Source organism: Bifidobacterium aquikefiri (genome assembly GCF_002259795.1).
GTDB lineage: Bacteria > Actinomycetota > Actinomycetes > Actinomycetales > Bifidobacteriaceae > Bombiscardovia > Bombiscardovia aquikefiri.
Genome location: NZ_MWXA01000003.1, coordinates 97,448 through 118,830 on the forward strand (window position 1 = coordinate 97,448; position 21,383 = coordinate 118,830).

The window sequence follows — 21,383 nt, forward strand, 5'->3', positions numbered from 1 at the left end:
TTAGCAGGTTATGTATGGTTCAGAGGTTATGAGCAGCGGGCGTTCCATCAGCAGATTCAGATTCAGAGTGCTCACGCTCCCAAATCTTCTGATAAGGCTTTGAATACATGATTTCTTTGGTGCGTTCGAGTTCGTCTTCAACGAGTTTTCGTTGGATGCGCTGCACTTCCGATATGATGAGCAGTGCAAGTGAGATTACAGCGCAGGTCAGCATGGCTGTTCCTGCCAGCAGTGATTGAACGTGGCCCCTTCCTTCTGTCGCAGGAAGAGTAAGAAATCGGATAAACGGGAAAACGCCTAGAACTCCGAAGATAATGGTTGACCACAAAAAGATGACGTGGGCTTTGAACATCAGGAAGCTACGGACGATTGCGCCACCCGACTTGGCCATATGTTCGAAGATATTGGTAAACAGACGGGATTCACGCGTCTTGGGATTGGTGGTTATCGCGAAGCTGGTGATAGCCAGGCGCTTGTTGCCGGCCTGAATGATTGTCTCCATGCAATAGCTGAATTCGGTCACAATGTTGAGCTGCATGAGCGCCGTGCGTGAATAAGCCCTGAATCCACTTGCTGCATCTGGGATATGTGTGCCCGCCGCCTTGTTCACGACCCATGAGCCAAATCGTTGCATCAGACGTTTAAAAGGTGAAAATTCTTTGATCTTTGATGTCTGACGGTCACCAACTACGATCTCGGCTTCGCCACGAATGACTGGCTGGGCCAGTTCGCCGATCATTTCGCTGGGGTATTGGTTGTCGCCATCAGTGTTCACCACGATGTCTGCGCCATGCTTCAGTGCATAGTCGACTCCATCACGGAATGCTCGTGCAAGGCCCATCGGCCTGGCATGATGCACGACATGCTTGACACCCAGGCTCCGTGCGACCGCGACGGTGTTGTCAGAGCAACCGTCGTCGACAATCATGAGTTCGACATCGTCGACCCCCGGAATCGTCCTGGGAATCTTCTCAAGTACCAGTGGGAGCGTTTTCTCCTCATTAAGGCATGGAATTTGTATGAAGAGACGCATCTATTGTCTACTCCTCGCCGATTTTGACGCTACTATAGTTCAGTTACCTGATACATAATAATCTACGTTGCGGTAAGTACGTGGCGGAAAGAGGTTGTATGAAAGGCATTATATTGGCCGGCGGTTCGGGAACGAGGCTGTACCCGTTGACGACGGTCACTTCGAAGCAGCTGTTGCCGGTGTACGACAAGCCGATGATCTATTACCCGCTCTCAGTGCTCATGATGGCTGGAATTCAAGACATTCTGGTGATCTCGACACCACAGGATCTACCGAACTTCAAACGCCTCCTAGGCTCTGGCGACCAGTTTGGCGTCCATTTCTCGTATGTGGAGCAGCCAAAGCCAGAGGGACTGGCGCAGGCATTCATTCTGGGCGAGGATTTCATTGCTGGCGAACCGTGTGCATTGGTTCTGGGCGACAACATCTTCTATGGCAATGGTCTTGGCAACGTGCTGCGCAAGGCGGCAGCAGAGCGTCATGGTGCTACGGTCTTCGGCTATTATGTCGACGATCCTGAGCGTTATGGCGTTGTCGAGTTTGACAAGGAGAGAAGAGTCGTTTCCATTGCAGAAAAGCCAGAGCATCCGGCATCCAACTACGCGGTGACAGGGCTGTATTTCTATGATTCACGCGTGACCGAAATGGCCAAGCGGGTCAAGCCGTCGCCACGTGGTGAGCTCGAAATCACCGATCTGAACGAGATGTATCTCAAGGATGGCTCGTTGAACGTGATGACTCTCGGTCGCGGATATGCCTGGCTCGATACCGGCACAATGGACAGCCTCTATGAGGCAGGGGAGTTCGTTCGCACCGTGCAGAAGGCGCAGGGCTTGCCGATTTCGGTCGTCGAAGAGGTTGCATACGAGAACAAGTGGATCGATCGAGATCAGCTTGTGGAGGCTGCGTGTAAATACGGCAAGTCACCATACGGCCAGCATCTCAAGCAGGTGGCCGAAAATCGCATCATCTCCCGACCGGATGACTGAGCTTGCACAATTGGCGGCTCATTGTGGTGAGCTACTATAAGGACGTTTATTCACAAGGAGTCCGTATTGCAGATTTTTGAGATATTTACAGAGAAGAACCGTGTGCTTCTTAAGGCCATGGTCGCCACAGACTTCAAGCTACGATATCAGCAATCGTTCCTTGGTTATATATGGTCTGTTTTAAAGCCACTTCTGCTATTCAGCGTGATGTATTTGGTATTCATCCGATTTCTGAAGTTCGGAGCGGATGTGCCGCATTTCTCCGTTGGTTTGCTTCTCGGCATCACCATGTGGAACTTCTTCGTGGAAACGACGTCGGGAGCGATGTCTTCCGTCGTGGTTCATGGGGATTTGATGAGAAAGATCAACTTCTCCAAATTCGTCGTTGTCATTTCAGCTGGCATGAGTGCACTGATCAACTTTGGCATCAACTTCATTGTGGTGATTATCTTCGCTCTGATCAACGGAGTGCAGCCGAGTTGGTGGGGTTTGCTGATTTTCCCACTCGTTATCGAGCTATTCGTTCTATCGCTGGGAGTTGGATTCTATCTCGGTGCCCTATATGTTACTTTCCGCGACCTGAGTCCAATCTGGGAAGTGGTTATTCAGGCTGGTTTCTACGCCACTCCAATCATTTATCCGGTTTCTTTGGTTGCGACCAATCTAGGCCCTCATTATGGACCTTTGCTGAGCCGATTGATCTTGCTCAATCCGCTTGCTCAAATAGTTCAGGATGCCCGGCACATTTTGATTGCACCTCAGAATCCTATTATTTGGGAGTCTTTCAGCAACCCTCTGATTAAGCTGATTCCTGTGATTATCTGTGTTCTATTCTTTGTCGGCGGAATTACATATTTCTCTTCTAAATCAAACAAGTTTGCGGAGTTGGTATGAGCATGACGAGTATTTCAAGAAGTGCAAAGAACTCAGAAGACTTACAAAAAGACAGTGATAGGAAGATTGCGCTAAGGGTGCGCGATGTTTCGAAAAGCTTCAAGCTGCCAGTTGACAGAGCGAACAGTCTCAAGGTTTCGCTACTGAACTTGCTTCATGAACGCACCGGATATCGTATTCAGCAAGTGTTGAAAGATATCTCTTTCGATGTATACGAAGGTGATTTCTTCGGAATTGTTGGAAAGAATGGCTCCGGCAAATCGACCCTGCTAAAAATCATTTCGCAGATCTATGCACCGGATTCAGGAACGGTGAGCGAAACCGGCAAACTTGTTCCTTTCATCGAGCTTGGGGTCGGGTTCAATCCAGAGCTGACAGGCCGAGAAAATGTGTATCTCAATGGTGCGATGCTCGGCTTCACCAATGAAGAGATTGATGCGATGTACGATGACATCGTCGAATTTGCAGAGCTTCAGGACTTCATGGAGCAGAAGCTCAAGAACTATTCCAGTGGCATGCAGGTGCGTCTCGCATTTTCGGTCGCAATCAAGTCGCAGGGCGACATTCTGGTACTCGATGAAGTGCTCGCAGTAGGTGACGAAGCATTTCAGAAGAAATGTCAGGATTACTTCTTCGAAGCCAAGAGGAACAAGAAGACTATCATTCTTGTCACCCACTCCATGGGTGATGTTCGCCGCTATTGCAACCGTGCCATGTTTATTCAAGATGGGAAGATTGCAAAGATTGGTGATCCGGAAAAGATCGCCGATGCCTATTCGAACTCCTTCCTGGGAACATCAAAATCAGACAATGAGCATCCAGAAGGTGCCAAGGAGTCGTCCTTGATCCTGGACGGCATCAAGCTGACGGTGAATGGTGCCGAACAGCAATACATTGAAAAATATGAAGATTTTGACATTGCCGTAAACATACACAACACCGAACCGGTTGAGAGCACTGCACTTCGCGTTGATGTTGTCGACGGACGAGGATGGCTTGCCTTCTCTCTGCCGGATCGAGACAGCAAGCCACATGTCTTGCAGCCTGGCAGCCATACGATTGTATATTCCGTAAAAAACACTCTCGCCTTTGGAGACTTCCACGTTGATATAGTGTTTGATAATGGGACGAAAAGATTTGTAATCAAGGCCGCGGCATATCAATTCCATATGCGAGGTTACGCAGTTTCTGCCATGCCTTTGATGATTCCCCATACTGAGGTCACCATCGACGGTAATTAGATGCACGCATGAGGAATAATTTCTAAGAGAGGAAGGACGCCTGTGCTGGCGCTAATTAACAATCAGGATTACCATGCTGAAATCGAGTCAATAACTCCTGTGAACCAGCATGGCGACGATGTTGTGGTCATCCAAGGCTGGGCGGTCGACAAGTTCCGCAACAGATTCATGCGTGTAGGCGTTGAAGAATCGCATGCAGCAGTTACCAGAACCAACAGACCTGATTTGGTTCAGGCGTACGAATTGGATCCTTCTGACACGCCAGGTTTTACCATTGTTGTTCCGGCAACAGCCAGCACCGTCACTTTCATTTTGGAAACGAATGGCCAGGATAAGAAGAAACGCATTAGTATCAAGTCTTGGATGAGAGTGCTGTACAGGCAAAGACGACAGTCTCAGGCGCGTCATTTGTTCCAAATGTTGACGCATGTGTGGTCTCCTCGATATGCAAAAGCGTTGTTGCATGCCGTGCAACGACGAGTTGTAGGTGAATCTGACTGGTATCAGACGTGGATTCGAAAGAACGAGAAAGGCGTGCATGAAGACGCCGTACAACAGATACAAGCGCTTAAGTACAAGCCACTGATATCGATTGTTGTACCGGTATACAACGTGGATGAGCGCTGGTTGCGTGCGTGCATAGAGTCCGTACGGGCACAATGGTATACAAACTGGGAATTGTGCATCGCTGATGACAATTCTTCTGCGAAACATATAAAGCCAGTTCTTGAAGAATATAAACGTAAGGATTCAAGAATAAAGGTGGTATATCGTACCAGCAACGGCAGGATTTCAAAGGCCACAGATTCGGCACTTGAATTGGCAACCGGTGACTACATCGGTTTTATGGACAATGATGACGAACTGCCTGTTCATGCACTGCTCGAAGTCGTCAAGGCCATCAATGCCGACAATTCCATTGATTTTCTGTATTCCGATGAGGATAAGATCACCGAAGAGGGAAGACGTTTCGACCCGTTTTTCAAGCCTGATTATTCACCGCATCTTTTGCTTGGACACAACTACATCACTCACTTTGTAGTTGTCAGTAAGCAGCTGCGGAATAAGGTCGGAGATCTGCGCAGCGAATTCGATGGTAGCCAGGATTATGATTTTGTGCTTCGTGCAACGGAACAGGCCACCAGGGTTCATCACATTCCCCAGATGCTCTACCACTGGAGAACTCTCGCAAGCTCAGTGGCCGGAGATCCCAGAAGCAAAATGTATGCGTATGAGGCTGGGCAGCGTGCCATTGAAAGTGCGTTGCAGCGCAGGGGTAAGAAGGCTCGAGTCACCATGCTCGAGAATCTTGGTACCTACAAGATCGATTATGAGTTCGATGAGCCTTCGGTAACCGTGGTGCTCTCCTCATTTTCTCGTGAACAGATCACGTTCATCGAATCGAATACCAAATATGGTGCCGTTTCATTCATTCATGCTGATGAAGACGGATTCGATATAGCCAATGTGCAATCCGATTATGTTGTTTTCCTCGACGGTGTGATGCCTCAACAGTTACTCTGGCTGCATGAGATGGTGAACTATTCCATGGATAATGGTGTGGCCGTTATTGGGGGAAAGATATTTGATGCTCAACAGCGCGTACTCAATGTTGGCGTGACCTTGCGTGCCTTGAAGAGTGGGCAGCCATTTGAGATGCGGGGTCAGTGGGACGAGGGGATAGGTTACTATTTCCGGGATCTCCTCCCACGTGACATGTTCGCCGTTACTGAAGACTGCATGCTCGTGAAAACTCGCGAATTCAAAGATCTCGGGGGGTTCAACACCAGTCTGGCTCCAGGACTTCGAGGCATCGATATGTGCCTGAGAATCAACCGTCAGGCACAGAAAACTGCTGTATGGGAACCCTACTCGATCTTCACTGATATTAAAGCATCACATATGTCGATTGATAGGAAGAATCTGCTTGACTATGTGAAACAGCATCCGAATGTTTCCGATCCTTTCGCCACTGCGTATCTGCCCGAATCAAATACCAATCAGGATGGCATAAAATTCGCCGTTGACAGCGTTGACTGGAAACGCAGGAACAGGAACGGCACGGTTCGCATCATGGGATGGGCGGCTGATTTACATGACAACGAAGATGTGGATGTTTCGGTTGAAACAACGGATGCGTTGACCCTTACCAGTCTGAAGCGTTTTGCCAGACCTGACGTGGCCTATGAATATCCGGTTGTGCCTGATTCACCTTTAGGATTCGAAATCATATTGAAGCTCGATGAGACGAAACTGCAGACTTCTCAAGTCGCTTTTGCATTGAATTTCGTTACCACATCGGATAAACGCAGTAAAGAGATTGCCTTTTCGACTTCCACGGTGGCGCGTAGTTTCAGTATGCTGCTTCGACGCATCAAACTGCTTCGTCATCCGCGCAATACACTCAGAATTCTGCTGCTGCGATATGTCTCACCTTGGAAACAGGTATATGACTATCGACGTCTCATCGCTCGAACCGAGAGGTATAATCCCAGACAGGTTCGGGAACGAATCTCACAGTTCAAGCTCAAGCCTCAAATTTCGATCGTCGTTCCCGTCTACAATGTTGACCCTCATTGGCTGATGCTCTGCGTGCAATCGGTTCAACGCCAATACTACAAGAATTGGCAACTTTGCCTAGCAGACGATTGCTCCACGGATCCACGGGTTGCGCCATTACTTGAGCAGCTTGCACACAGTGATAAGCGCATCAAGGTCGTGCTCAGAAAAGAAAACGGACACATCTCTCGGGCAAGTAACTCTGCGCTGAAGCTTGCCACAGGAGAATACATAGCTCTTCTTGACAATGACGACACCCTTGCACCACAGGCGTTATACGAGGTGGTGAGGAGGATCAATGCCAACCCCAAGATTGACATGATCTATTCCGATGAAGACAAGATCGATGAGAAGGGCCAGCGTTCACAGCCTCATTTCAAACCTGACTTCGCGCCTGACCTGTTGCTGAGTACCAATTACATCAGCCATCTTGGCGTGTATCGCAAGAGCATTGTCGACAAGATTGGTGGTTTTCGCGTCGGTTATGAGGGATCTCAGGATTACGATCTCGTTCTGCGTTTCATTGAGCATACTGATCCTTCCAGAATCGGCCATATCTCCAAGGTCCTATATCATTGGCGGACTTTGGCCACTTCGACTGCCTCCGCTGGAAGTGCCAAGAGCTATACTTCCGACGCCGGTCTGCGTGCGCTTGAATCAATGATCGCCCGGCGCAGTCTTGCAGCAACGGTCAAGTCGGCTGGTCCGAATGGCATCTATGATATTGACTATTCGATTGCACATCAGGATTTGGTCAGTGTCATCATCCCCACCAAGGATGGATATGACAACATTGATCGCTGCGTGCATTCGATTATTGCGAAAACAACATATTCGAACTATGAAATCATCGTTGCCGACAATGGCAGTAAGAATCCGCATATGGTCGAGCTCTATGACACGTTCAAGAAACAATTGGGCGAACGATTTAGAGTCGAGCATATCGATATACCCTTCAACTTCTCCAAAATCAATAATATTGCTGCGGGTAGGGCACATGGTCGGTATCTGTTGTTCCTCAATGATGATACTGAGGTGATCAGTCCTAACTGGATGGCGAAGCTTGTTTCGTTCGCACAGTTCGATCGTATCGGCGTTGTGGGAGCGAAGCTCATCTATCCAACCGAAACCATTCAGCATGCAGGCATTGTTCTCGGGTTGGGTGGTGTTGCTGGACATATTCAGGTCGGTGCCCCGCGCGATGATCTTGGATATTTTGGTCGACTGATCGAAAATGTTGACTATTCTGCAGTTACTGCGGCGTGTTGTATGGTCAAAGCGAGTGATTTCGCCAAAGTTGGTGGATTCGATGAAAAACTCGCTGTGGCTTACAACGATGTAGATCTGTGCATCCGCATTCAGTCTTTGGGGCGCAATAACGTCTGGGCCCACGAGGTATGGCTCTATCATTTTGAGTCCGTGACACGCGGCTATGATGTGAAGAGCAAGCAGAAGAAGACAAGGATGGATGCCGAAGGTGACAAACTTCGGAAACGCTATCCCGAGCTCATCAGAAATGATCCTTATTACAACCCTAATCTTTCGAGGACTTCAGGCAATTATTGGGTTCGAACAGGGAAGCGGTAGACGAGGCTGATGCAGCTTTTCGCTGACACGTCTATGTTGAGCATTATGAACCCAAGAGTCCTCAATCCGGTGTATCCTTATGAAGTTGCTTTTATAGCTCTCCCTCAGATGGGGAGAGGCCTATGGAATCACGCGCTATACACCCTCCTGCCGTGGAAAGTCCACGGCCGATAAGTCCGAAGGAGGTGGGTGATGTCTGCGCATAAATATGAATTGATGTTCATTGCCGATCCTGAGCTTGACGAGCGTGGTCTGAAGAAGTTAACTGACCAGTATCTTGAGCTTGTCACCAAGGAAGGCGGCTCAGTCGATAAAACCGATTTCTGGGGTCGTCGCAAGCTTGCTTACGAGATCGAAGGTAAGAACGAAGGCAATTACGCCGTCGTCAATTACACTGCCGATCCAGCGACCAGCAAAGAGCTCGACCGTGTGTTGAACTTGAACGAGTCAATCATCCGTACGAAGATTCTTCGCAAGGACGCCGAGTAAACCGCCACGTCTCTTGAGCTTCAATGCATGTCACAGTTCCATGCATTTCGAGCTTCATTCTTATATTCGTTACGAAGCTTCTCGTTTCGCAGACATTGCATGACTCGAGACTTGTTCTTCGTGAAATTGGAAAGGCTTTCTTATGGCAGCAGGAGATACCGTTATCACCGTAGTGGGTAACCTCACCGCGGATCCGGAAATACGCACGACTGCGAACGGCGGTACGGTGGCTAACTTCACCATCGCATCCACACCGCGCCAATACAACCGCAATACTCAGCAGTGGGAAGATGGCGATGCCCTCTTCATGCGCTGCTCCGCATGGGATTCCAATTACAATCCGATGGCATCGAACATTCAGGCAAGTCTGGCAAAGGGTATGCGTGTCATTGCCCAAGGCAGACTGATCCAGCGTTCGTATCAAGACCGTGAGGGCAATAACCGCACGGTTGTCGAGCTCAGAGTCGATGAAATCGGTCCAGGTCTTACACGTAACACTGCTCAGGTCAGCAAGAACGCCGGAACCGCAAATGATGGCGGTCGTGGTGGGTTTGCCGGTAACAGCAGTTCCAACAATGGTAGCAATGCCGGCAATAATGGCGGTTATCATGGGGGAGCTGGTTACCAGAGCGGCGCAAGTGCAGCTCCAACGCAACAAGGTGTCGATCCTTGGAGTGCTGGTGAAGGGTCAGGAAATTCCTATGGTTCCTTCGGCTCATCGGATGATTTCGGTGGGGGTTCCGGAGACGAGCCTGAGTTCTAGAAGAAGCAAGCGGATTCAAAACAAGCGTTTACGAAAAGACTTTAAGAATATAGACGTACGGAATAATCAGATTTCGATTCAGAGGAGTAAAAAATATGTCACGCAAAAGGCCGCAACCACCGGTCAAGCCCTTCAAGAAAAAGCCAAATCCACTGAAGGCAGCAAAGATCACCACCATCGATTACAAGGATGTTGCCTTGCTTCGCAAGTTCATCTCCGATCGTGGCAAGATTCGTTCACGTCGTATCACGGGCGTGTCCGTCCAAGAGCAGCGTGAGCTTTCCAAGGCAATCAAGAATGCTCGCGAAATGGCTCTGTTGCCATATGCAACGACCGGTCGCTGAGGGGAGAGTCAATCATGGGTAAAGAAACCAAAGTTATTCTCACCACAACCGTTACCAATCTCGGTCATTCCGGTGATGTCGTAGCAGTCAAGTCAGGTTTTGCTCGCAACTACCTGATTCCTCAGGGACAGGCCTTCCTGTGGAGCAAGGGTGCAGCTGCACAGATTGAATCCATGCAGCGTGCTCGACGTGCAAAGGCTCTTGCAACTCGTGAAGACGCAGTTGCAGCAAAGAATGCCATTGAAGGAACCACCGTTGAAATCAGCGCCAAAGTTTCCGAATCTGGCAAGCTTTTCGGTGGCATCAGCAATGACCGCATTGTTCAGGCTCTTGCGAGCAAGGCTGCCGTCAGTGCCAAGGCCATTCAGATTGATCCAATCAAGACCACTGGTGAATTTGCAGCCAAGGTTGCGCTTCATCCAGAGATTTCTGCCAGCTTCACCGTCAAGGTTGTCGCCGACTGAAATATCTGCTTGATTTGAGCAAAAAATAATGCCCATTCCATGATTATTCATCGGGATGGGCATTATTATTATCCAAATCTCGAGTTCTGTGGCAATTCCACAGTGCACAATGCTGAAACTGGCCTGATACCGCTCAGATTTCAACGATTATTGACGATACTACTGTTGAATTGCCACAAAACTCGAGATGTCGGTGGAACTAACGACGAGAATCAGAAGTTAGAACCGTTCCAACCCCAATCGGTGGTGGCTGTATAGCGAATATAGGTGCGGTCTTCGGGGATTCCGGCTTCGCTGTTGAGTGCTGTCATAATAGCCTCGGTAAGTTTCTCCCATGCGCCCTTCGGTACGGATGCACCGAACACATTCACCTCAACATAGGCGGCTGATTTCGAATCGTCGCCGGCAAAATAGATGGGCATGTTGTCTTCGAAGGGGCACATGAGCCAACCTTCTGACTTGCCTGGTACGGCAGTGATTGCCTTGCCATATGCGGCCTTGAGATGCTCGCGTTGCTCTTGGGTCAACGAAGTGCTCACATGTGTGTGAATGACTGGCATGATGTCCTCGATTCTTGAATGGTTGGTCTGTTATGGACTAACTTACTGCGAGTGAAGCACAATGATCGAGGCAATGTTCCATGTCGTTGCGGTTGATCGAGAGATTCCGGTGCAATGTCAGGTGCGAGAGCCGAATGGATTGTGGTTCATCGACCACCTGCCTATGCGATGGGAAAGGCTTCGCTCGAGTCGAGACGCTGAGATCGTAGAATTTGGTGCGTCCAGAAATACTTTTCGAATGATGAAGTTCCACACGGCGACCACTACCGTTGCCACGACTTTTCCGATATTGGTATAGAGAATATACGTCGAGTGCATCGTATACACAGCATCGGAAGGCAGATTGATGGTGGCTAGCCAGATGATTACATCATTCATGAGGAGGCCCAAGGCCGCTGAAACCGCGAAGATGAACATTTCCATCCACTTGGCCATGTCATCGCGGTGGGTGAAGACCATCTTCATGCTCAATATGTAATTGAATGCTAGAGCTATAAGGAAGGAGATCGTTCCTGCAACGACATTATTCATATGCGCGAACTTGACCAGCGCATTCAATATGCCAAAGTCGATGACGGCTGCCAGCACGCCAACAATTCCGAATTTCGTTATTTGAGCAATTAGGTGTCTCATGATGTTACATTCAAACATAGAAATATCAATATTCTCTGAACGATGGCTGTATCGACACAGTACCCTTGCCTAAGCTTGCAGTCGACTTCAGATGCGGAATCCTTCGGTTGTCTGAGTCTGGAGTCTGGAGTCAGCATCTGAAGTTTGAACGAATGATGCCTCAGACTGGTCATCGCAGTGTCATCGCTCAGAGGGCGATCTGCGTGAGCACAGGCTTCTCAGTGCCTTCCTTGATCTGTTTGAAGCCGGTGAAGGCGAGCAGCAGTGATGTGAGCGCCAAGACGGTGACTACAATGAATCCTCCATGTGAGCCACTCATATCAATGAATTGCCCGGCTATGGCGGAACCGACGGAAGCGCCGATCGAATTCATGGCACCCATCCATGACACACCCTCGGTAAAGCGCGCAGGAGAGACCAGGTGCAAGATCAGCTGATTTCCGTTGATCCACGTGGGAGCCTGGCACACACCGATAAGCAGATAGATAATCATGATTACCCAGATGTGCTTTGCGAACAGGAAGCAGCCAATGCCAAGATTGACGACGATCAGGCACACATAGAAACGCTTCCACAGTGGTATCAGCCAGTTCTTGGCACCATATACGACCGCCCCCAGTAACGAGCTGAACGAGAAGCATGCGAAGACAAAACCGGTCATCTGCTCTGCATTGTGTTCACGTGTGAACGCAATGATCGAAATGGCAGCGGCACTCTGGAATGCTCCGAGCCCAAACCACGTGACGCAAATTGCAATCAAACCTGGACCCCAGATGGATTTCTGCTTTTTGCCGCCCTGCAGTATGGCCGCCTTCGTCGCTTCCTGATCGCGATATTGCTTGCGCGTGATCCCGCTTTGGCGTGCATGCTGCGTCTGTGAAGGGGGCTCTGTGCTCATCTCGGAAAGGACCATGATTGCCCCAATGACCACGCACAGACCTGTGAATGAGAATGCCAGAATACCTGAAATGACAGCCAAAATGGATGCCAGCGGATTGCCGATGACCCACATGCATTCATCGAACACGCCCGAGAGAGACAGTGCCCTATCGGTTTGGACTCGATCGCCTTTCAGTATGTATGTCCAACGACCGCGGCTCATCGCGCCCCACGGCGGAATCGCAGCCAGGAAGGGGGTGATTGCATAGAGCACCCAGATGGGGGCTTGAGACGTGATTGCGGTAATCAGCAGCATTGCAGCAACGACCCAGACAATCACGGTTGGAATCGCAATTTCACGTTGTCCGAATTTGTCGACGAGTTTTCCCAGCAACGGGCTCGCAACCGAAAGTGCTATTGCCTGAATTGCGGTGAGCATGCCAGCGAGAAAATAACTGCCATAATAATGCTGAACAGAAATCGTTATGGTCATGCCGACCATTGGGAAAGGCATGGAAGCTATGACCGAGCCGATGGCAAACCGTGCCGTATGAGGTTTGCGAAGTAGCTCGGCGTATCCACCAAATAGACGATGATTGATGTCACGTATCGCAGCGCTCATGCTGTTGCTCATGGTGCCACATGCCCCTTCCTGGAGTGTTGGTTTATGAAAAATATTTCCCCTTCAAGATCAGGTTCAGCGCCTGATTCATTGTCTGATACTATGTTCCGCGTACGCTTAGACCATGTTCGCTGGTCACTTGCATTGGGCGTGTTGAAGTCTTGGCGACGCTGCACACGCGGTGAACGCGCTATACGATAGGTTTAATTCTTTGGAGGTCACTGGTGCCAACCACAACCGTGAATTTCGTCCGTCATGGTGAGGTTTTCAATCCTCGGCATGTGCTCTATGAGAGACTACCAGGATTCCACCTCTCAGATCATGGCAAGGAGATGGTGCAGGCATCGGCTTCATTCATCGCGCACAATGAGGGGATGCGTGCAGCCACGGCACTGTATTCCTCACCCTTGGACCGCACTCGTGAAACAGCCGAAATCATCGAGGCTACCGTCGATCCTGTGCGGGAAGCTTTGGGTTTGCAAGATTTTCAAATAACCTTCGACCCACGTCTGATTGAGGCAGGCAACGAATTCCGGGGCACCCGCATTGGCTACGGTAAAGGGGCGCTCTGGCGACGCAAGAACATCGTGCTGCTACGCAACCTGCGGCGACCCAGTTGGGGAGAGACATATCAGCAGATTGCGGCTCGAGTCAAGGACTTCACCTTCGAGAAGGTACAGGAGCATCCCGGTCAGCAGATCATTGTCGTCAGCCATGAATCGCCGATATGGACTTTCAGACATCTGATGGAGACCGGTCACCCCGAGCACAATATGCTGCGCCGCAACACCGATTTGGCATCGATCACCTCGCTCGAGTTCGATAGTGATACCTGTGCGCTCATCAAAGTCTCGTATGTGAGTCCTGCCGCCGGAATGATTCGCTGAAAAATCTATCTGGAGCAATGTGACAATAATGCGCATGGCATGATTGTTTCTCATGACCGTTTGGGGATACTCTTGAACAGCACAAGAGTGTTGGGCAAGGGAGCAAAAATGACATTCGTTATGAAAGATACCGATATTGCGAGAGTTGCGCTGCTTCAGCCGATTCGCGATGCCGCTGGAGCAGGTGCACGACTATTGGAACTGTGGCCGTTGCAGACAGCTCTGGCAATGGATAATGATGCTAAGTACACCGAGGATCTGCAGGTTCGTGTGACTCGCGAGATTGCCCGTTTGCTCACTGGCGAGGATGTGACGATAGCCGATGCGGAATTCGTGTATGAAGGTGCGACCAGCATCCCGGGACGACCTCAGCCGATAGTCGATGCCACTCTGGCCGCGAATGAGGCATATGAGAACATAACGGAGTATTCGACAACGGCAGACACCCAGCTCGTCATGGCATCGGCAGGCGATCTGGGAGTGGGGTGGTCTGAGGATCAGATCGAGAAGGTCGCAGAAGCCGTTGAAACCATCAGTACATATCTCACCCCTGATGGGAAGCCCTTGGAAGCCGTAGCAAGCCTTGAAGCGGTTTCTCAGCGATTGGCGAGTGCTCTGGTTGCCTTCTGCGGCATGGTGCAGTTGCTTGATATTTCTGATGACAAGGGCAGCCAGAAGGCATTGCCATGTGTCTTGTTCCTGAGCGAACTCAATGAAAGGCTGGGGCTTCCACAGGTTTTTGTGAGCGAGCGAGAGTTGCGTGAATTTGTCAAGATTCTGGATAATTCCAAGCAAAAGGCAGTTGAGACTGCTCAATATCTTGCTCCACTGATTGAGGCCGAATGGGAAAACCATCGCGACAAGGTTCTCTGGGATCCCGATCAGGCCAAGAAAGATGCCAAGGCTGAGGATGAGCGAAAAAATAAGGCAGCCTTGGCTGCAAAGTTCGCTCACGTCAAGGACGATGAGACCAAGAAGCCGGTTGAACTGTAAAAGTCATGCTTGTTCAGTTCCCGATATCGAGTTTTGTGGCAATTTCAAAGTATGCAACGCTCAAAAGTATTGCAACGGCATTGGAATCGTGCCGATTTCAGAGCTTTATACTTTGAAATTGCCACAAAACTCAAATCGTGATGTGGAACGGGCGAATTTGCCGTTCACCTCATGGGATTCTGCGGATATTGTGGGTTTTGATCTGACGACTGACCCTGCTGAGTGGGAGTATTCCCTGCATATGGAGGGTTTTGAAGATTCTGCTGGTTTGGCATGAACGGCGCATCCTGTGGATTCAGGTTTACATCGAAACGTGCGCCTTCAGGCTTGCTTGACAAACACATGAGTACGATTCCGCTCACACTCGCGCCGAGTAGAATCAACAGGCTCAGGATAAAGGGAACGGCGACACTGGCAATGACTCGTCCAACCATTGCAGAGCCCATTGAACTGCCGTACGCGCTTCCAGCAGACATTACACCACCTACGACTGCAACAATCATGATGACACCACCTACGACTGCAACAATCATGATGACACCACCCAGGATGGAAAGTGCCAAGGGGAGGAAATACCACCAACCGCTCAAGTTTGCATCATGCAGTCGGCGTACTGCAATGGCAATTGACGGAACCAATACAGCCAATGACCACAGCACGCTCAAGGCATCAGCAATGTGATTTCCCATAGCGGAAAAAATTATTGATATTGCCAATGACACCACCGTGGTGAAGAGGTATGCCCACCAGTATTCACTGCGTGATGCTCGGCCAGAGAAAACTGCATATTTCTTGAAGAATCGGATGATGGCATCCTTGAGGCTGATGCCGTACCACGGGCGATCAATCGGAGGATTGAATCCAAATCGATTGCCTTGTGCATCGAATTGCGGAGGAGTCTGCGGGAATTGTGGATTTGGAGCCCACTGGCCATTTTCGCCTGGCATAGTGTTCCGGTAAGCATTGTTGTTCCGATAACCGTTGTTCGGATATTCGCTGCCGAGATATTCCTGAGCTGGCTGGCCATATTGTGGCTGTTGTGGCTGCTGCGAAGCCCCATACTGTCCGTATTGAGGCTGGGATTGTGATTGTGGCTGACCGTCGTATTGGTATTGACCGTATTCTGGTTGCTCGGCATTGCCTTGCTGCTGATTGTCTGCAAACTGGCCTGATGGCGCATATTGTCCACTGGTTGGATTCTGCCCGTATTGTGGACTTTCTCCATGTGGAGAGCCATCTCCAAATTGTGGAGTCTCACTAGCGCTGTGCCCTGACTCATGTGGAGCGTCTGAATTCTGCGGTGTTGCCCTTGGTGTCTCTGACTGCTCTTCTGATGAGGAATCCTCATCGAAATTCTGATTCTGATATGGGTTGCTCATGTGTGCTCCTCACAGTAATGCTTGGCATGCCAAGCCTTATCACTTCTGAACCATTCTCCCAGCTTCTGTCAACGAAGTACAGCGTGGCGCTCGAATACCATTGAATGAATCACCTCAAACGTTTGCATGCGCAAGTGATGGTAGGTGTGTGTCACGAAGGCATCGACAGTCTGTGCAGTTGACAGTCTGTGCAGTCATCTGTGCCAGTCAGCGCGATAAAGGAACAATGGTGCGGGGTGTAACGCGGAATAACGCCTATTCGTCGCAGGATCCAATGGAGAGACGTTCGATGACACTGATGAGACCGAGCAGAATCGCGGTGAGCACGGCAATGACAAGCGTTGCGGAAAAGATCAATGGCGTACGGAACGAGTTGAATGCAGCCTGAAGCCAGATGCCGAGACCGTTGCGGGCACCGAGATATTCTGCAGTGGCCGCTGTGGAAAATACATATGCTGCGCTGATGCGCATACCGCTGAAAATCTGGCGCGATGCAACACGAAGTGTCACATGCCATAATGTCCACCAGGGCGTGGCTCCACATGTGAGCGCCACATCCTCATAGAAGCGCGGTACGGCCATCATCCCTCGGTATGTCTGCACTGTTATGGGGAAGATTGCGAACACCGCGGTAATGACTACCTTGCCTATGGGTTCGAATCCGAACCAGATAATGAAGAGTGGGGCAATTGTGATCAGTGGAACCGTCTGAGCGATTGCCAGCAGAGGATATGCTGCATCATGAACGCTGCGCCAATAGAACATTGCGATACCGAGCGCTATGCCAACAATCGCGGCAATGATGAATCCAAATATACCCTCATAGGCGGTGATGAACGTTGCTGGAAGCAAGGTAGACCATGAGTCCACAGTTGATTCGACGATTTGGCTTGGTGAAGACAGCACCCGTGGAGAGATAGAGCCGCATGCCACCCACAGTTGCCACAAGACAAGCAGCACGACTGTCGTAAGTATGGCAGTCATTGCTGCTCGCCACCATAACGCGCGACTGTGCGATACGCGTGTTCTCCACGTGTGTTCCTGCCAACCTTGTCTGCGGTTGGCAGAGGACGCATCGTCATGATTCGTCGGAAGTCTCATACCCGATCCTGCCTCTGTGATTGCCGTTGAAGGTCATTGTTCTGCGACTGCTGCCGCCTTTGTCGCATAGGCGTTCGTGGCAAGGTCTGAAGCCTGTGGGGCATCGCTGCCCACCTTGCCCTTTGCATCCTTATAGGTTCCTGCCTTGTACTGGAAGTCAAGATAATCCTGGGCCTGAGCCATGTTGACTGTTCCCGGCAGACTGGTTGAGCCGGTAGATGTGGTCCAATATCCCTTGGATGCGATTTCCTCCATTGACTTATGAGCAAGCTTGGAGCTTAAGTTTGCCTCTTTTGCCCCGCTGACAAGCATGCTTGCCGCCTTGTCGGGGTGAGCCAAGGCATAGTCGTAGCCCTTCATGGTGGCATTGAGGAAGCGTTGCAATGCTTGAGCATTGCCTTTCTTGACAAGCCAGCTGCGCTTGACTGCAAAACCGAGCTGATCCGGGTTCCCGGGCACGCCCCAGTCAGATGCCACGAAGCAATGCAACGCCGGACCGTTCAGTTCGCTTTCAACGTTTTCCCACGTTGCATAGAAACCGCCGAAGTCTCCTTTGCCGCTGGTCAGAGTATCAAAGGTATTCGTTCCAGCAGTTGCGGTCTCGATATTGCCGGTTCCGCCGGCATATCTGATCATCTGGCGCACTACTGCGGTTTGCTCTGCCGAGCCGAAGCTGACAAAGGTCTTGCCGTCCAGATCCTTCGGGGTCTTGATGTCCGTTCTTGATGCGAGTGCACACCAGCGAGCCACGGGTTTCTGCGTCAGATCAAACACGAATTTCAAAGAGCTGCCCTGTGTGTTGAATGCCGCCACATTGCTTAAGGTGGTGAAACCAATGTCAGCCACGCCATTTTCCACAGAGGTCTCTGCGCCTGCCTGAGCGGTTGGCAGAATATCGACCTTGACATGCTCTGCACTGTAATATCCCAGCCGCTGTGCGACGTAGAGACCGATATGATTGGTGTTTGGTGTCCAGTCAAGCATGAATGAAATATTGGCGTTCCCATTGGAATCATCTGACGATTCGTCTGTTGCTGCACCGCATGATGCCAAGGCGATCACCGTTGACATCGCAACTGCGCATGCCAGTACCTTGTGCAATGTTCGAGCTGAAATTCTCCACACGATACACCTTGCTTCCCGCGCTCTTGAAGCGCAAAGTCCTCGCATATGAAGCGTGGCAAGGGAAGGTGAGGAGCCCGCGCGACGATTCACATGCATATGTGACACACCGTGTCTCGCATCTGCCAGTCAGGCGATGCTTACCGGGTATCATCGATATCTGCTATCTTTGGCACGGCTGCTGCCACCAACCGCGCGAACGTCTTACAGTATAGAGCGAGGCACTCCCCGTGGGATCGGTGTGGGCCTGCAAAGTAATAGATGCGTATTCGGGGTGCCATTGGCGACACTCCGTTCAAGGGCTTCAGCGAGTAGCAATGAACACTATATCTAGTGATGAATTTGCGAAACAGGCATCTATATAGTGATTTCGATGGTAATGTTGCGGTGGAAGTAATAAATCACATACATGTAGTTTTGGGGTGAAGGTTATGGAAACACAGCTGCTGGGTGATCAGGCAGATGCCGGACAGAAAATTGCCACAGAAGGTCTGGAGAGCACGCTTCAGGTAGAGAAGCGCGATGGCAGAGTTGTCGATTTTGATGCAGTGAACATCGTCAATGCCGTTGTCTCGGCGTTCAAGGACGTCGATGTGCCGGTGGGACCTCAGGAGCACAAGACCATTGAAGAGATCGCATCTCAGGTTGAGTCCGAAATCCGTGACCGATATACCAAACCGGCAAAGATTGAAGACATTCAGAATCTGGTTGAGCACGCACTGGTTAATGAGCATCTCTATGACATAGCTCGTTCCTATACTTCATACCGCCTCGATCGCGATATTTCGCGCTCACGAGCCACCGATGTCAATGAGGCAGTGAAAAGGCTCACCAGTCGAGATGAGACTCTTGTTCGAGAGAATGCGAATAAAGACAGCAACGTCTACGCAACCCAACGCGATTTGCTGGCCGGTGCCGTGAGCAAGGCCTCAGCCTTGAAAATGCTGCCCAAGGAGGTCTCCAATGCACACCTGAAAGGTGACATTCACTTCCATGATGCCGATTATTCGCCATTTACCCCTATGACGAACTGCTCGTTGCCTGATTTTGGCGATATGCTTGCCCATGGCTTCGCTCTTGGCAATGCGATGATGGATTCGCCTAAGTCAATAGGCACCGCTACCACGCAGATCACGCAGATCATCAAGGACATCGCAGGCAGCCAATATGGAGGCCAGACCGTGAATCGCTGCGATGAAATGCTTGAACCTTATGCAAAGCTTGACTACAACAAGAATCACGACATGGCACGCATGGTCATGCCAGACAACATGACCGATGAGGTTGCCGACACGATCATCGCAAATCTCAAGGAACGCGAGCCAAAGAGTCTGCATTTCGAGGATCGCGCCCCACTGCCTGCAGATGAGCCTTTTGACAAGAACGCATCACACGTTGAGCAGGCGCGCGAAATCTATGCAAAGATTCTGACTCGTAAGAACATCTACGATGCCATGCAAACCATGGAATATCAGATCAACTCCAACCGTGTGAGCAACGGCCAGACACCGTTCGTCACCGTGGGATTCGGTTTGGGACTCTCATGGTTCGCTCGTGAGATTCAGCGTGCGATCTTCCTTGTCCGCATCCGTGGTCTTGGCAAGGAACGTCATACCGCCATCTTCCCGAAGTTGGTGTACACCATCAAGCATGGTGTGAATGAAGACGACAAAGATCCGAATTATGATCTGAAGCAACTTGCCCTTGAATGCTCCACCAAGCGTATGTATCCCGATGTCGTCTTCTACGAGAACATCATCAAGATTACGGGATCGTTCAAGGCTCCCATGGGTTGCCGCAGTTTCCTGCAGGGGTGGAAAGACCCCAAGACGGGCAAGGATGTCGAGGATGGCCGTATGAACCTTGGTGTCGTGACGGTAAACATTCCGCGAATCGCTTTGGAATCTCATGGTGACAAGGATCGCTTCTGGAAGATCTTCGATGAGCGCATGAGCACCGCACACCATGCATTGCAGTTCCGCATCATGCGCTGCAAGCAGGCGACACCCATCAATGCTCCAACCTTGTTCGAATATGGTGCATTTGGCAGATTGAAGCCCGGCGACAACATCGATACGCTGTTCCGCAATAGCCGTAGCACGATTTCGCTCGGCTACATCGGATTGTACGAGGCAACGGCTGTCTTCTTTGGCAAGGACTGGATGAAGAACCATTCCTGGGATCCGGAGGGCAAGGAATTCGCATTAAGCATTGTGCGTCGCATGAATCAACTCTGCAAGCAGTGGGAGAAGTCCGAGCGTTATCACTATTCGGTATATTCGACACCTGCTGAAAGCCTCACCGATCGTTTTGCGCGTCTTGACAAGAAGAAGTTTGGAGTTGTTGAGGGCGTTACTGACCACGACTTCTATACCAACAGCTTCCACTACCCGGTGTGGCTGAGCCCAACGCCTATGGAGAAGCTTGATTATGAGCGTGACTTCCCGTATTACGCAGCGGGTGGATTCATCAACTACTGCGAGTTCCCAACCTTGCAGCAGAACCCGAAGGCTCTCGAAGCGGTATGGAACTATGCGGCGAGCATCGGCATCGGCTATCTGGGCACGAATACGCCAATCGATCATTGCTTTGTATGTGGATTTGAAGGTGACTTTGAGCCTACGGAAGATGGTTTCAAGTGCCCTGAGTGTGGCAACAATGACCCGGCCAAGTGCAATGTTACCAAGCGCACATGCGGCTATCTCGGTAATCCAGTGCAGCGTCCGATGGTGCATGGACGTCACGAGGAGATTGCACACCGCGCCAAGCATATGGCAGGAGAAACAGGTCATGTTGTGCTTCAAGATGGCACAACCAAGGAATGGTGGGAAGACGCAGAGTGAG

At 50.4% G+C, this 21,383-nt stretch carries 18 protein-coding genes; 11 read left to right on the forward strand and 7 right to left on the reverse strand.

Annotation, left to right across the window (positions count from 1 at the left end; all coding sequences use genetic code 11):
* Positions 1-19: 19 nt before the first annotated feature.
* The gene (locus tag BAQU_RS02070) at positions 20-1,033 is read right to left on the reverse strand and encodes a glycosyltransferase family 2 protein (RefSeq protein ID WP_094692416.1); all 1,014 of its coding nucleotides are present in this window, start codon (positions 1,031-1,033) and stop codon (positions 20-22) included.
* A 98-nt stretch (positions 1,034-1,131) separates the two neighbouring features.
* Between BAQU_RS02070 and rfbA the strand changes: the two genes are divergently transcribed.
* From rfbA to rplI, 8 genes are all read left to right on the forward strand, one after another.
* The gene (gene rfbA, locus BAQU_RS02075; RefSeq protein ID WP_094692417.1) at positions 1,132-2,022 is read left to right on the forward strand and encodes a glucose-1-phosphate thymidylyltransferase RfbA; all 891 of its coding nucleotides are present in this window, start codon (positions 1,132-1,134) and stop codon (positions 2,020-2,022) included.
* A 66-nt stretch (positions 2,023-2,088) separates the two neighbouring features.
* Positions 2,089-2,916, forward strand: a complete 828-nt coding sequence (locus tag BAQU_RS02080) for an ABC transporter permease (protein WP_094692418.1) — start codon at positions 2,089-2,091, stop codon at positions 2,914-2,916.
* A gap of 2 nt (positions 2,917-2,918) precedes the next feature.
* On the forward strand, positions 2,919-4,157 hold the full coding sequence (locus BAQU_RS02085; RefSeq protein WP_211277088.1) for an ABC transporter ATP-binding protein: 1,239 nt from the start codon (positions 2,919-2,921) through the stop codon (positions 4,155-4,157).
* A 42-nt stretch (positions 4,158-4,199) separates the two neighbouring features.
* Positions 4,200-8,303, forward strand: coding sequence for a glycosyltransferase family 2 protein (locus BAQU_RS02090; protein ID WP_244568399.1), 4,104 nt, complete (start codon positions 4,200-4,202; stop codon positions 8,301-8,303).
* A 192-nt stretch (positions 8,304-8,495) separates the two neighbouring features.
* Positions 8,496-8,792, forward strand: coding sequence for a 30S ribosomal protein S6 (gene rpsF, locus BAQU_RS02095; protein ID WP_094692420.1), 297 nt, complete (start codon positions 8,496-8,498; stop codon positions 8,790-8,792).
* A 142-nt stretch (positions 8,793-8,934) separates the two neighbouring features.
* Positions 8,935-9,555, forward strand: a complete 621-nt coding sequence (locus BAQU_RS02100; protein WP_094692421.1) for a single-stranded DNA-binding protein — start codon at positions 8,935-8,937, stop codon at positions 9,553-9,555.
* Positions 9,556-9,650: 95 nt separating this feature from the next.
* Positions 9,651-9,899: a 30S ribosomal protein S18 gene (gene rpsR, locus BAQU_RS02105; protein WP_094692422.1), complete on the forward strand. Its 249-nt coding sequence runs from the start codon at positions 9,651-9,653 to the stop codon at positions 9,897-9,899.
* Between the two features lie 14 nt (positions 9,900-9,913).
* Complete coding sequence (gene rplI / locus BAQU_RS02110) at positions 9,914-10,363, forward strand: 50S ribosomal protein L9 (protein WP_094692423.1); 450 nt, start codon at positions 9,914-9,916, stop codon at positions 10,361-10,363.
* A gap of 212 nt (positions 10,364-10,575) precedes the next feature.
* Here rplI and BAQU_RS02115 read toward each other — a convergent pair whose 3' ends face one another.
* The 3 genes from BAQU_RS02115 to BAQU_RS02125 form a co-directional block, all read right to left on the reverse strand.
* Positions 10,576-10,923, reverse strand: a complete 348-nt coding sequence (locus BAQU_RS02115) for a tautomerase family protein (RefSeq protein ID WP_094692424.1) — start codon at positions 10,921-10,923, stop codon at positions 10,576-10,578.
* Between the two features lie 117 nt (positions 10,924-11,040).
* Positions 11,041-11,556: a GtrA family protein gene (locus BAQU_RS02120; RefSeq protein WP_094692425.1), complete on the reverse strand. Its 516-nt coding sequence runs from the start codon at positions 11,554-11,556 to the stop codon at positions 11,041-11,043.
* Between the two features lie 187 nt (positions 11,557-11,743).
* Complete coding sequence (locus BAQU_RS02125; protein ID WP_094692426.1) at positions 11,744-13,069, reverse strand: MFS transporter; 1,326 nt, start codon at positions 13,067-13,069, stop codon at positions 11,744-11,746.
* Positions 13,070-13,281: 212 nt separating this feature from the next.
* On the opposite strand from BAQU_RS02125, the gene BAQU_RS02130 reads away from it, so the two are divergent.
* Together BAQU_RS02130 and BAQU_RS02135 are read left to right on the forward strand one after the other, a co-directional pair.
* Entirely contained in the window at positions 13,282-13,944 is a 663-nt protein-coding gene (locus tag BAQU_RS02130) for a histidine phosphatase family protein (protein ID WP_094692427.1), read from the forward strand.
* A gap of 108 nt (positions 13,945-14,052) precedes the next feature.
* A complete protein-coding gene (locus BAQU_RS02135; RefSeq protein ID WP_143241949.1) occupies positions 14,053-14,937 on the forward strand; it encodes a hypothetical protein in 885 nt (294 codons plus the stop codon).
* A 164-nt stretch (positions 14,938-15,101) separates the two neighbouring features.
* Here the strand turns inward: BAQU_RS02135 and BAQU_RS02140 are convergent, their stop codons facing one another.
* The 3 genes from BAQU_RS02140 to BAQU_RS02150 form a co-directional block, all read right to left on the reverse strand.
* Positions 15,102-16,316 (reverse strand): DUF805 domain-containing protein, encoded by a 1,215-nt coding sequence (locus tag BAQU_RS02140; protein ID WP_094692429.1) that lies wholly within the window; start codon positions 16,314-16,316, stop codon positions 15,102-15,104.
* A gap of 255 nt (positions 16,317-16,571) precedes the next feature.
* A complete protein-coding gene (locus BAQU_RS02145; protein WP_094692647.1) occupies positions 16,572-17,300 on the reverse strand; it encodes an ABC transporter permease in 729 nt (242 codons plus the stop codon).
* Between the two features lie 150 nt (positions 17,301-17,450).
* Positions 17,451-18,542: an ABC transporter substrate-binding protein gene (locus tag BAQU_RS02150; RefSeq protein WP_244568400.1), complete on the reverse strand. Its 1,092-nt coding sequence runs from the start codon at positions 18,540-18,542 to the stop codon at positions 17,451-17,453.
* Between the two features lie 428 nt (positions 18,543-18,970).
* Here BAQU_RS02150 and nrdD point away from each other — a divergent pair, with 428 nt between their 5' ends.
* Complete coding sequence (gene nrdD / locus BAQU_RS02155; RefSeq protein WP_094692430.1) at positions 18,971-21,382, forward strand: anaerobic ribonucleoside-triphosphate reductase; 2,412 nt, start codon at positions 18,971-18,973, stop codon at positions 21,380-21,382.
* Position 21,383: the final 1 nt, after the last annotated feature.